The organism is Frondihabitans sp. PhB161 (genome assembly GCF_003814635.1).
GTDB lineage: Bacteria > Actinomycetota > Actinomycetes > Actinomycetales > Microbacteriaceae > Frondihabitans.
Genome location: NZ_RKQW01000001.1, coordinates 422,833 through 436,137 on the forward strand (window position 1 = coordinate 422,833; position 13,305 = coordinate 436,137).

At 61.6% G+C, this 13,305-nt stretch carries 9 protein-coding genes; 7 read left to right on the forward strand and 2 right to left on the reverse strand.

Features of this window, described 5'->3' with window-relative positions; all coding sequences use genetic code 11:
* Positions 1-265 precede the first annotated feature (265 nt).
* Positions 266-1,675, forward strand: coding sequence for a replicative DNA helicase (dnaB, locus tag EDF39_RS02220; protein ID WP_255410104.1), 1,410 nt, complete (start codon positions 266-268; stop codon positions 1,673-1,675).
* 147 nt (positions 1,676-1,822) lie between these two features.
* On the forward strand, positions 1,823-3,283 hold the full coding sequence (locus EDF39_RS02225; RefSeq protein WP_158613124.1) for a restriction endonuclease: 1,461 nt from the start codon (positions 1,823-1,825) through the stop codon (positions 3,281-3,283).
* A 49-nt stretch (positions 3,284-3,332) separates the two neighbouring features.
* Here EDF39_RS02225 and EDF39_RS02230 read toward each other — a convergent pair whose 3' ends face one another.
* A complete protein-coding gene (locus EDF39_RS02230; protein WP_123940092.1) occupies positions 3,333-3,653 on the reverse strand; it encodes a hypothetical protein in 321 nt (106 codons plus the stop codon).
* A gap of 342 nt (positions 3,654-3,995) precedes the next feature.
* Here EDF39_RS02230 and EDF39_RS02235 point away from each other — a divergent pair, with 342 nt between their 5' ends.
* The 5 genes from EDF39_RS02235 (at position 3,996) to EDF39_RS02255 (ending at position 11,693) form a co-directional block, all read left to right on the forward strand.
* Entirely contained in the window at positions 3,996-5,003 is a 1,008-nt protein-coding gene (locus EDF39_RS02235; RefSeq protein WP_158613125.1) for a TnsA-like heteromeric transposase endonuclease subunit, read from the forward strand.
* A gap of 422 nt (positions 5,004-5,425) precedes the next feature.
* A complete protein-coding gene (locus EDF39_RS02240; RefSeq protein ID WP_123940096.1) occupies positions 5,426-7,618 on the forward strand; it encodes a DDE-type integrase/transposase/recombinase in 2,193 nt (730 codons plus the stop codon).
* 9 nt (positions 7,619-7,627) lie between these two features.
* The gene (locus EDF39_RS02245) at positions 7,628-8,929 is read left to right on the forward strand and encodes an ATP-binding protein (protein WP_123940098.1); all 1,302 of its coding nucleotides are present in this window, start codon (positions 7,628-7,630) and stop codon (positions 8,927-8,929) included.
* Positions 8,926-10,959, forward strand: coding sequence for a TniQ family protein (locus EDF39_RS02250; protein ID WP_123940100.1), 2,034 nt, complete (start codon positions 8,926-8,928; stop codon positions 10,957-10,959). Before EDF39_RS02245 ends, EDF39_RS02250 begins: the two co-directional genes overlap by 4 nt.
* 20 nt (positions 10,960-10,979) lie before the next feature.
* Positions 10,980-11,693: a hypothetical protein gene (locus EDF39_RS02255; protein WP_123940102.1), complete on the forward strand. Its 714-nt coding sequence runs from the start codon at positions 10,980-10,982 to the stop codon at positions 11,691-11,693.
* Between the two features lie 151 nt (positions 11,694-11,844).
* Here the strand turns inward: EDF39_RS02255 and EDF39_RS02260 are convergent, their stop codons facing one another.
* A complete protein-coding gene (locus tag EDF39_RS02260; RefSeq protein WP_123940104.1) occupies positions 11,845-12,804 on the reverse strand; it encodes an FRG domain-containing protein in 960 nt (319 codons plus the stop codon).
* Between the last annotated feature and the right edge of the window lie 501 nt (positions 12,805-13,305).

A 13,305-nucleotide genomic window follows, 5' to 3' on the forward strand; every position in this document is an offset into this window, starting at 1 on the left:
AGGTTGCCCCGGCGTTTCTCCCACATTTTCCACAGAGTTATCCACAGGGGCATTTGGTCTCGCGGGGGCCAAGTCTCTAGTGTGTGACAGCGCCCCTCAGCGGGCCAGCGATCATCGCCCGACACGATGGCTCAGGGGTGTTTTCTGCCTGTTATCTCGGGGAGTTCTGCCGTGCCCGGCGGCGTGGTCGTCGTGCTCTCCGGCTGTGGTGTCGGAGGGTGGCGGTAGAACGGTTTTTGTTACTCAACGTTTGCAGGAGGCCCCCGTGTCGATAGCCCATCTTGGTCTCGCGCCCAACGCTTCCGGCGACGGTCGAGGCGACAAGCCGGGTTACGACGGCGGCAACGGAGGCGGCTACGACCGCCGCACTCCCCCGCACGACCTCCTCGCCGAGCAGAGCACCATCGGTGGCATGCTGCTGTCGAAAGACGCCACCGCCGACGTGATCGAGACGGTGCGCTCGGCCGACTTCTACCTGCCGAAGCACGAGGTCATCTTCAACGCGCTGCTCGGGCTGTACTCGCACGGCGAGCCGACCGACGTGATCGCGGTCACCGACGAGCTCACCAAGGCCGGCGAGATCAGCCGCGCCGGCGGGGCCGAATACCTGCACACGCTCACCGGGCTTGTGCCGACCGCGGCGAACGCCGGGTACTACGCGTCGATCGTCGCCGAGAAGGCCGTGCTGCGCCGCCTCGTGGAGGCCGGCACGCGCATCGTGCAGATGGGCTACGCCAGCGAAGGCGAGGTCATCGACCTCGTCAACAACGCGCAGGCCGAGGTCTACAACGTCGCCGGTGGCGTGCAGACCGAAGACTATGTGCCGCTCACCGACGCCGTCACGGTCGCCATCGACGAGATCGAGGCCGCCAAGGGCCGCGACGGGCAGATGACGGGCGTGCCGACCGGCTTCGCCCAGCTCGACGCCCTCACCAACGGCCTGCACCCCGGGCAGCTGATCATCGTCGCCGCGCGCCCCGCCCTCGGTAAGTCGACGCTCGCCCTCGACCTGTGCCGTGCCGCATCGATCAAGTACGACCAGCCCTCCGTCTTCTTCTCGCTCGAGATGGGGCGCTCCGAGATCGCGATGCGCCTGCTCTCAGCCGAGTCGAGCGTGCCCCTGCAAAACATGCGCAAGGGCACCGTCGACGCCCGCGACTGGACGACCATCGCCCAGACCCGCGGCCGCATCAACGACGCCCCCTTCTACATCGACGACTCCCCCAACATGACGCTCGTCGAGATCCGCGCAAAATGCCGTCGCCTCAAGCAGCAGGTCGGCCTCAAGCTCGTCGTGATCGACTACCTCCAGCTGATGACCTCGGGCAAGAAGGTCGAGAGCCGCCAGCAGGAGGTCTCGGAGTTCTCGCGTGCCCTCAAGCTGATGGCGAAAGAGCTGCAGGTGCCCGTCATCGCCCTCTCGCAGCTCAACCGTGGCCCCGAGCAGCGTGCCGACAAGAAGCCCGCGATCAGCGACCTCCGCGAGTCGGGCTCGCTCGAGCAAGACGCCGACATGGTCATCCTGCTCCACCGCGAGTCGGCCTACGAGAAAGACAACCCGCGCCAGGGCGAGGCCGACTTCATCGTCGCCAAGCACCGCAACGGCCCGACCGACACCATCACCGTGGCCTTCCACGGCATGTTCTCGCGGTTTGTGGATATGCCTAGCGCTTAGTTAGTTTGTCCGATCTAAGCGGGCATGTCCACTTCCAGTCAGACGTGTCCTCCGCCTCAGTAATTGTCGGGCGGACCGGTCTTTGTGATCGTCCATTGCGGGGACGGGAATGGCCGGCCTCAAGCGTCGACTGAAAGGGAACGTAGCTTGCTGATTCTGGGAAAGACCGCTGATGACAAAGGATCGCAGCTTGAGGCGCTGGTTCACACCACGCTCGCGGCTGATGGTTATCGGAACATTGCGCGCAATCGGATCACCTCGGGCGGCAACGAACTGGACGTTGTAGCCGAGCGCGTCTCGAAGGTGCTCGGGCAGGATCAAAACACGCCAGTTCTCTGCGAGGCCAAGGCTTATGCGGACGCGGTCTCCATGCCCGTTTGGCAGAAGTTTCTGGGCAAAGTGTTCTTAGGGCGTCTGGACGATTCGAGCACAGTTGGTGTGCTGATCGCGCTGAACGGGCTGAATGGCAACGCTGCCGGAAGCTATGACGCCCTGAAGAAGCGCGACAAGGGCGTCGTAGTTGTGGATGGAACGATGCTTGAGGTCCGCGCTGCCGAGACGGGCGAGCTGGCTGATGAACAGACTGTGTTGGAGACCGTTGCAGCTCTGTTTCAACGGCATCCGCAAAGGATCGAGTCTGCTTACTATGGCGGCGCGTACTTGTGGATCGTTCGCTGGCAGGGAGATGACTACTCGGTCGTAAACGGCCAGGGTGGCCTTATTCCGTTGAACGCGATAGAAAATCTTCGACTTGCCATGAACGAGTCGGTAGGAGGACACCTCCTCGAGGCTGATGAAGCTCGAGTCCGGGCCGAAGCTCGCCACGCAACGCGGATGCAAGTGTTCAATAGATTGTTCGGTGGGGAGGTCATTGCGCTTCATTCCTCGGACAACGAAGTTGACGCCATCGTCGATGAGATGACCAGAGTTCCGTTCTGCAAAGTCGGGTACGAGGGGCTCGCGTTGAGGCTCGCCGAAGAGCTTGACGCTGTGGGCATTGCGGAGCTGTTTCAGAGTCTGTTCCAATCCACTGTCCGAGTGGGTGCCCTTCATTTCATCGCCGAGAGCTTCCACGAACCGTACGTCGCCCGAATGCTCGACCTGCTGCCGGAGCTGCAGCCTGGAGTGGTTCTCGGCGACTCGCACGAGGCGACTCTGCGGCTGATCGCGCCGAACTTTCCGAGCCTGTGGGTTCTAGTGACTCGCCCCATGGAGTTCATTGCATCCCACCAGTCTGATGAGGGTGATTTGCCAGACTTGACGGCGACGGACCGGAATGCATTCCTGGAAGAAGTGGCAAGAAGCATTCGTGCGGACTTCGCCAATCCGTTCTTGCGTGGCTTCCTATTCGATCATCTCGGCGTTGTCGAGATCGAAGAGCGCCGAGAAATCACCGTGAAGTCCAATCAGTCTTCTCTTGGGACGATTCGTCTCGAAACTCGCGACTCCATTGGCCAGCTCTCGGATGAATTGGCTGGCGACGGCGATCTCCGGCACATCCTTATTCGTGTGTACGAAAGTGCCCCACAGCCTTGGGACCAACCACAGCCCGAGCCTGTTGTTGAACTCGATAGCCTGATTTTGGCCGGAGATGAACCGGGCGACTGAGGTGCGATCAAGCAGTTACAAGTGGGAGGTTTGCCAACTTGGGGCGGACCTATGACTCCTTGACCTTCTCCTGGCGGGGCCGAATCCAAAAACCCACTGTCGAGTGGACGGCACGGACATTGGCAGCGATCTCCCGCTGTGTCCATCCGTTCTCACTGGCGCGTCGGGCAACGATACGGCGCAGCGCATCGGTCTCGCGGTTCAGGTCGTCGAGCATCCTGATGATGCGGAGCAGCTCGGGATTTCTTGAGTCGCCACTCGCACCCTCGTCAACCCTTGCCGTGGCAGAGGCTGCTACAAGATCCTTTGCCTGCCTGTACAGCTCGACCACATTGGTGACGAAGCGTTCAGGCGGGGCAATAATGCTCATTTCTGTCCTTCCCGGCTACCGACAACGACTACATAGCTAAAACGTTATCACCTGGGTGTGTACGTCAGAGCGTCCGTGCTACAGTACACGCAAGTAACTTTTGCGTCTCTATGGCCGAGAATCATCCAAGATTGCATATGTCTGTCCCCATCCAAAGCATGAACTATAAAAGTGTTACTTGATGCACTCGGAAAAAAATGCAAAAAAGGTTGAGGACGAACCAGCACCACGTTATGGTTCACGTGTGACTTCCAGCCGGAAGGCGCCGGCGAGTCGAATAGGCATACGATTTGGCTGCTGCAGGTCTCAGCTCGCAAGGCGAGCTTGTTATCAGGAATGAATATGATCATCCGCCGCCACAAGGCGGCACCTGTCCTGGGAAACGAAAAACGCCCACCCGGAGTTCGTACCTCCGTTGAGTGGGCGCATCTCGCAGCCGTACAACTGACTTATCGCGAGAATACCCCGTCTCTCTCCGCCGAGCAACGCTCGACGGCAGTGCAGCGTGTCGCTGACACCATTTCCACGCCCTATATCCCCAGTCGCCGCCGTCGTCGACTGGTCGACATCAGCGTCCTCAAAAGGAACCGCTCGAGAACAACGGCTACTCCGCCGCTCATCACGAAGTCTGATCTCGCCAACGGTCCGGTCGTTGCTGTGAAGGTCGGCGACAGGGTGGAATTGTCGCCGCTGATTGATGTCAGCAGCGATCTTCTTCTCAAAGGCGTGCCAATTCGGCACCTCGCTCGTCGAAGGGAGATGCCGCACCGCAATGGCGCTTACTTCTCCATCACGGATGACGACCTGGTTGTCTACGAATCGCAGCTGGAGCTTCAACAACTGATGCTGGCCGACTTTGATCCGACGGTGACTGCCATCCGTGCGCAACCATTCCGGCTCTACGCACTCCACGATGGCCTCGTCCGCCGACACGTCCCGGACTACTGCCTCTTCCACGGCGACGGTTCCATGCGCATCGTCAATGTCAAGAACCCTCAAATGGCGGCCACTCCCGACGTCATCGCATTCCACGCGTGGGTCGCGGAGCAGCTCGCGCTCGGCGGATTCCCTCACGAAGAGTTCACGGGCGTCCCTCGAGTGGTCGAGCAGAACCTTCGGAATCTCGCGGGGTGCCGGTCACGACTGTGGCTTCACCGATACCCGTTAGCGGACTCCTACCTTGCGTGGGAGGAAGGCGACACCATCGGGTCCCTCGAATGGCGCCTGAAACGTGAATGGCCTAAGTCCCTCCTTCGGCCCGCGATCCGCCACCTCATCTGGCACGGATGGCTCACGACAGATCTCACCGTGACACTCTCGGATCGGTCCGTCCTGGAGCGCGTGGCATGAGACACCCACCCCCTGTCCCCGCGTCGACGCGCGAGTGCTAGCCAGTCTGCACGGCATCGAGATGGAGCAATTCCACAGATCGACAGGCCAGCGCACGCTCATGCGACTCGTCGCCCTCGATCTCCAATACTCGACGGCAGTGATCCCCAGGACTTTCACCCTTCGTTGACTGTTCCACCACCTTTACGGGGAACCGACCGATTCCTCGTGGCAATGCGACGCACTCGCCTCAAGCCGACGTCGCGCTAACACGTTCCGATTGCCCCTTGAACACCTGAGGGTGCTCTCGAAACGCCAGGGTCGGCCCACCAAGCCGGTCCTTCAGACGACCCCAAACGCTGACGCCATACGGCAGCCGCCCTGGCTGCCGATCCTCCGGCGCTAACTGCGCCCCGAACACACCAAACTCAAGGAGTTCCACCATGAGCACCATCGAGAAGACCCGCCCCACGTCCAAGCCCGCGGAAAAACCGGCACAGCCGAGACACCGTTCCACGGGACGCAACTGGCTCCGAAGCGGCTTCCGCTTCGTCCGACTGTTGCGAGGCCGAGCCAAGGGCCAGCACGTGGAAGGCTTCCGCGGCGAGACCGTCGTCATCCGCGACCAGTTCGGGAACACCACCGAACAGCACATCGTCGACTTCGTCCTCGACGAGTCAACAAAACTCCCCGAACGGCTGGACCTCTCCAGGTCCGCATCGCCGCGCATCCTGGAACTCCTGCCACCAGAGCAGCAAGCAGCGCTCCAGCAACTGGTCGACGACACAGAAGAGGTACTCAACGGACACCCCTCCGGAGACCGCAGCCTCCCCACCCGAAAGGGCTACGAACGGCACCTTCCCCTCGGCATCCGCCAGGCGAACAAAGCGAAAGAACGACACTGCGACCCGCGCACCATCCGTCGCAACTGCAAGGCCTACACCGAGGACGGGCGGGAAGGGCTAATCAACAAGAAGTATCTCCGCCCACGCTCCCGGTTCCAGTCAGTCGACTACCGACTTCGCGACGCCCTCATGTCCGAAATTGCGGCTAAGCGCATCGAGGGAACGACCACTTCCAAGCTCGTGCTGAAGACCCTTGCAGAGGCCCGACTCGAACGGGACATCGGGTTGGGGGTCGTGCCCCTGGTGAGTTATTCGCTGGTCTGCCAAGTCATCGACGAACTTCAGGCCGGCAACCCAGTGACTCGCGGTTCAGCGAAGACACGCAAGTCGATCACGGGCCGGCCAAGTGAACGGTTCGCACCCAGAGAAGTGACCCGCCCAGGCGAGTTCGTCCAGTTCGACAGCACTGTCCTGGACATCTTCTGCCGCGACCGTGTCTCCGGCCGCGTCTTCCGCCCGGAACTCACCGTCGCCATGGATCGCTACACCCGCTGCATCGTCGGCCTCATCGTCACAGAACACACCCGCAAGGAAGACGTGGCTGCAGTGATCTCGGAGATCATCCGGCCCGTGAAAGTGAATCCGGAATGGGGACCGAAAGCACGATGGCCGTACCACGGGCTCGTCGAGCGCATCCAAGGACCCACGAACCCGCGCTTTCCCATGCAGCTCGACACACCCAACGCGCCTGTTATCAATCCCGAAACCTTCATCGTGGACAACGGTGCACCCTTCATCAGCCACCACGTCCGAAGCATCTGCGCCCAACTCGGGGTCTCAATCGAACCCACTCGCCCGTACCGGGGAACCGACAAGGCACAGATCGAAAGATTCTTCGGAACCCTCAGCCGAGGTCTGCTTGCCTACCTTCCCGGCTACACCACGGGCAGCGTCGCGGGCAAAGGCGACGGCGCCATGGGTGACGCCTACTTCTTCGTCGACGAGATCAGCGACGTCATCCGCGAATGGATCGCCCGCGTGTACCACGTACGCCCCCACCTCGGAACCAACGTTCCCGAGGCCGGCGTCAGCAAGCTGTCGCCCTACGAGATGTACTGCGTCGGAGTCGAAAAGGCCGGCCTGATCGTGCCCCAGGCAAACCCGGATCTCTGGATGCGACTACTGCCCCACGTCGCCCGAAAGATCACGGCCAAACCCCTCGAGATCCGAGGGCTCCTCTACGACGCGCCCATCCTGAAGGACTACGCAAACCTCTCCAGCGCCGAACCCGACGGCAAATACACGTTCCATTACGACCCCAATGACCGACGGCAGGTGTACTTCTCCACCGGGCCGGGCGTCTGGCACGAGATCCCGTGGATCCTCCGGGAACGCGTCGATGTGCCTTTCGGTGACGACGCCCTCGACATGGTCCGACGGCTCAACCTCGACAACCGCGTCAAAAAGAAGGTCCTCGACCGCACGATGCTTGACCTGGTCCAAAAGTTCAGGCTCGGCAACGCCACCACCGAACACGAGCGAGCTGCCGCCACCCGGATGGACCTCTACCTCCGCAAGCTCTGGAACGAGAACAAGGGCCTCGAGTCCACACCCGTATCGACCGTCGCCAGCGATGCCCTGCACGCTCGGACAGGATCAGACGACCTGAACGCGATCGACCTCGAGGACCAGCCGGCACCAGAGGACGACATCATCGTCGACGCCGAGCACGACCCCGACGGTTTTGACGACCTGAAGTACGAGATCAGCGAATTCCTGCACACCGCTTAGGAGCACATCATGACCACCGAACTGGCCTTCCTCGCCCCGACCATTTCACTCGACGACGTCGACACCAGCTGGCTCAACGACCCCGACCCCATCCGCGCCATCCTCCCGGGACCCGCGCCTCAGCGCCTAGCGCCCCAAGAAGAGAGTGTTCCTGGCGACTTCGACGAACGAGTGCCGTCGGTCTGGTCAGAATGGCTCGAACTCTCCATCCCACGCCGCCTGACGAAACCGGAGCAACTCACCCTGGCCCAACTCGACGACCTGAGCGACCGGGATTTTGACGCATACAACCAACGCCGAAACCGCTGGCACGCCAACCCCGGAATCATCCCCACACCCCAGATGACCTACATCAAGGACAACCTGCGCGACATCGTCAACACGAATCACCACACCGGCGAGAAGGTCCGTGGAGCGATCGCGATCGATGGCCCTCCCGGTCATGGAAAATCCACCATCGTCAACTCCTATCTCATGGACTTCCAGGCGACCGAGCTTGTGAAAGGAGCACGCACGCCGGACGGCAGCGAACGTGTGCCAATCATCCGGATCTCACTGAAAGAACGTTCAACAGACAAGGAGATCGGGCAGAAAATGTGCACCTTCCTGGGCCTGCCCACCAACGGAAGCTCCAAAGAGATCCACGACAGGCTTCTCCGCGCGGTCAAGGCCTGCCGAACCCGCATCATCTTCATCGACGAGATCCAGTTCCTGTCCATGGAGGGTGCATCAGGCAGGCGAATGCAGAACTACTTCAAGTTTCTCGCCAACGAGTTCCCCGTGACGCTCGTCTTCGCAGGCCACGGCGTGCGAGCCGCCAACTCGATGCTGGAGGGGGGAGCACGAGACGCCGCCAGGGAACAGACGGAGAGTCGCTGGACCTACCTCGACGTCGCCCCGTTCCGCATCGACACCGAAGAGAACCGGCTTGCCTGGTGGGAGCTTTTGCTCAACCTCGAAGACCGCCTCGTCCTCTCGGACAAATACCGAGGGATGCTGTCCGAGGAGTTCGCAGACTACGTCTTCGCACGCACCCAAGGGCGCATCCAGAGCGTGTTCACGCTAGTCAACCGGGCCGCCGGACGAGCGATCTACACCGGCGAAGAACGATTCAGCCGCGCGCTGTTGGACGCCGTCAAAATCGAAGCGGTCGTCGAGAAGAACCGCGAGGCTCACCTTCACGGGCTCCGCGCTGGCATGTTCGAGTCCAAGCCATCCCAGGCAACCCGGGCCGCGGTTGCCGCAGCACGCCGAGCTGAACGCGAACGGCCCGCGCGCCGCTCTGCCTCGCTTGAACGGCGCAGCGCATGACCGCATCACTGATGGCCACCCGGTCCACAGCGCCGGCGATCGAACCCGCCAAGACGGTCCAACCCTCGGCGTTGCGTCTCGACCCCGCTGCTGGCGAGTCCCTCGAGAGTTGGCTGACGCGCTTCGCGCATCACCTTTTCGCGAGCCGGCAAAGCCTGTTCGAGCACTTCCAACTAACGGCTGATGAAGCAAAGGAAAGCCGCACCTGGGGCGACTACCTCCCGGAGAGAGCCGCTGAGAAAATCAGCACCGTCAGTGGCATTTCCGTCGCCTCACTGCGGCACATGACGCTGGCCCGGCACGATGGCCGCGTGGTGCAGTTCGACGAGAACCACCGCATCAGGAGACTCCGCTGGTGGGCACGTGCTGACGGCACCCGTTACTGCCCCGACTGCCTCAAGGAGAACCGTGGCGCATACAAGCTGGACTGGAGACTGAGCTGGAGCTTCGCGTGCACCACACATCGATGCCTTCTGCGAGATGCCTGCCCCAGCTGCCAAGAGCCAGCCAAGTCCCGCGAGGGACGCAACAGGTACCTTCTCGCTCCGGGCTCCTGCACGACACGTGTGCCCGCCAACGTCGACAAGATCTGCGGCTTCGACCTATCCACGACAGAGGCGGAATACCTTCCGGAGGGCCACCCGATCCTCCGCACCCAGAGCCTCCTCGACGACGTCATCGGCGTGATGCCCAACGCCGAAGTCACCGGTGTTCTTGGAGATCTTCGTTCCACAGGCAAAGGCATCATTGCAGCCAAACTCTCCGACGACCTCGAGGACAACTCAGGCCTCGAGCGGGCCATCCTCCGAGGATTGGAACCTACAGAAGAACGCATCGGCGCGACAGCCCCCAAAGATGCGCTCTACATGGCCGCCATGACCACCTGGGCGCTCCGACTCATCGCCGCGCCCTATGCGGAGGTACACCAAGATCTGCGCCGAGTGATCCTGAGCTACAGAGAGGGTGACAACCCGACGAACAACTCCAATGGGCTCGGCAGCCCACTCGAACTCATAGAGCGCTGGGGAGACTGCTCACGCGAGCTTCGTCACCGAATGCTCTGCTCCCTTGACCGGGACTTCAAAACCAGCGATCGGCTTGCCCTTGGAACCGCAGTGCACCGACAGACCGACCAGCAACCGCGCCGCGAGACGCTCGACGAGAATGAGGTCCCTGTTGTCCTTTGGCCGGAGTGGACGGCAGCTGTCGACTTTGGCGGGCACTACAACTTGGACGCTTTTCGAGTCGCGATGTCCGTCGGCACCAAGCTTGCGAACAATGACAAACTGCTGACCCGCCCAGGACCGAGCTTCGTCAGAGACCGGCCATGGCGCACAATGCGCCCCGAATTCTTCGGAAACGAGGCCCAAACACGCGGCGTTCTCACCACCCTCACCCTGCTGAACGACCTACTCCGCCAGCACCCTTCAGCCATCGATTACGCCCGCCGCCGCCGCATCGCCTCAGACAGTCGATTCATGCACCCCGAGCACTGGCGGCGGATCAGCGAACACGTCGGCATCAACCCCGGAGGCGGCACGCGCGCCCTCATGGCCTACCGGTACGCCTACATGCGATTCGTCGGGACCAACGACGTCGACATTCCGAGGGAATGGATGCGCGGTAGTCGCCGAGACGACGCAGCCCTCTATACAGCCTTCACTCTTTCCATCACCGCGCCACTTGCCGAGGAGATCGACAACTACCTGTCGAGCTGGCTGGCACACAGCGGAGTCAATGAGCCAGTCACATGGTCGCCCCCGATCTCGGAAGTCGAATCCGCCTCCTTTCCGGGACGGCCTCTCGATGACATCGACACCGCCCTGCTCCACGAATCGATCTCCCTTGGCGTATCGACTTTGGGCTCCCTCGCGAAGAAGGTCAACCGCAGCATCCGCCACGTCCGCCTGGCTATCGAGAGGTACCCGCTACCGGCGCCTGGGCCCACCCGTCCACTTGACTGGACCCAGGCCCTCGGCCGAGTGCCCAGCGCCGCCAGCAACCAGACAAGTGCGAATTGGAACGAGTGACGCGGACGTCGATCCTGCTGGTGGATCACGAGAACATGTACCGCCACGGCACGGAACTGTTCACCGCCCCGGCCGCCGGAGCCCCGCGTGGGTTCCTCGACCCAAACATCCTGGGCACGATCATCGACGAGCGAAACCTCCAGCTTGGCCGTCGGCTCCGCCCTGTGGACCAGACAGTGGTCTACGCGGGGCTCCCCGGAGGCAGCCGAGAACCCGACGCGAACGCTCGCGCCAAGTCTGTGGCCTCCGGGTGGACCAAAAGAACGGCCACCACCACGGTCCACAGCCCCCTCGACTACTCGCGGAGCTGGCCGAGCCAGCCGCCCCACGACCATCGCTCCACCATCAAGCTCGGAGTCGACTTGATCGAGGCGGTCCTCAGTCGGCGGTACGACACGATCTACCTAGCCTCCGCCTCCACGGCACTGCAACCCGCGTTGACGCTCGCCGCGCGGCACCACTCCGGCCACTTCCAGATCGTCAACTTTGCCGCCCAGCGCCTGAGAATTGCGGGGCACGTTGAAGGACTCTCCACATCGACGCTCTCCCTGTGGGACGACGATTACGCACTCGCGCTCATGGCAAGCCCCGATGCCTCCTGTACCCGGTTAAGGAAAAAGCCCCACCAGGCCCGGAGGACGGTGGGGATCAATAGGACAAAGGTATGGGTACCCGAGGAACCTGGCCTTATTCGACACACGGTTGATCGGATTCAAATCGACGTTCTCGATTGAGGGCATGTCAAGGACAGAGGATCGAGTTCCACGGAACCCACTTTCCTGCGTCGCGTTTGACGCAGGAGGCAATCGCTAAGGAAAGCCGGCTGGAGCATCAAGGTCAGGTTCAGCGAGGCCCGGTCGAATGAACGCTCTTGCCGGGATTTGGTTAGGCGTGCGCCGCGGATGCTTGCATCACGATGTGCCTGGCGAGTCTTGCAGTTTCGGTGAAGGCGGGATAGATCGTGTCGGAGGAGATGTCCCGTTCCGCCTTCAGCCTGCGCAACAAGCCTCGCTTCCAATCGCCGGGGATACGGATGACCCAGCCAGCGCCACCCCATTCTTTACCAAGCTGAGTTGGCCGGTTGATGAGGAATTTGAGCGCGAGATTGGAGACATCCGATCTCAAATCGGCGGGCACCACGTCGTCTGCCGTGACAAAAACGAGTCCCGGATAGGAGCGGAACAATCCGCCGGCTAAGAACGTACCGTCCTGAGCGCGCATCCGCGGATCCAAAGCGTCATGTTGCATCAGAGCGACGTGATTTGTCCACCGACTATCGCCATTGACCTTGCCGGTGCGGAAGTGGGCCCATGGCAGCCCCTTACCTTCGAAGTCAAGCGCCTTTGCGCCAAAAGGATTTATGAGGAACAGAATTCCATCGACGCTGTGATTGTTCTCGACTGCGAAGAACAGGCTTTCCCAGGGACTGCGGGAAACGTCGATAAGACGGGTGGGCATGAGGTGGTGCTGCAGGACTGTCACCAACTCGAAGTCTGAGAGGTTGCGCCCAAGCCCCTCATCTCGCACCGCCTTAATCAGCGCCGTTTCGGCCTCACGTAGATCTTTCTCCGTGATCGCACCCGTGCGCTTGGCCGCTCGGACCTGCCGGTACAAGCTCGACGTCAGGCCGTAGGAGATATCCGACTGACCACGGAAAAAAAGATTGTCGCCCGCGGAAAGGGGCCAGGTTGCCAGATCCTCGAACTCTCTGGCTTCAAGCCAATCCCAAAGGGCCTTGGCATCGTCGATTCCGAGACGCTCGTTGTTCTCGTGGCGTCGCCAGACGCTCTCACGAACATCATTCTGAACTTCAGTCGTATTCGCTTCCGTTGTGGCTATAGTCACGCGCGGCCCCCCGTTTTGCGTATGTCGCGGGTCTCAACCCCGCTCAGCAATGCTAGGCCGGCTGCAGATGTCTTTGCGACCCGCAAGAGGGGGGCCGTAGTTTCGACAATGCCAGGCATTTCATGGGCGAACTCCTGACGAGAAAGTCGGTTGCGAGACGCGTTGGCTCGCTGCAAGACCTCACTGGCGGGTGCCTCCGCTTCGGACCGGCGAACGGTCGTGTGTCGCATTCAGGAAACGATTCAGTCGTTCCTTGATCTTCCTGTCTGTGAAATGGTCGATCCACCACGTGATCGCCCTTCTCTCGGCAGGGCTTCTACCTGAGTATCTCGATCAGTCCTGGTGGAACAACACCCTCGGCTGCATGAGGCAGGTCCGGCAATCGGACGCGCACAAGTCAGTCGAGTCGGCAGCAGTCCCAAGCCTCTAGGCTCGTTCTCTGATTCTGCGGGCACTCTGGTCGTAAGCCCGGCCTGGTGGGATCTGGGCAGAACACCAGAC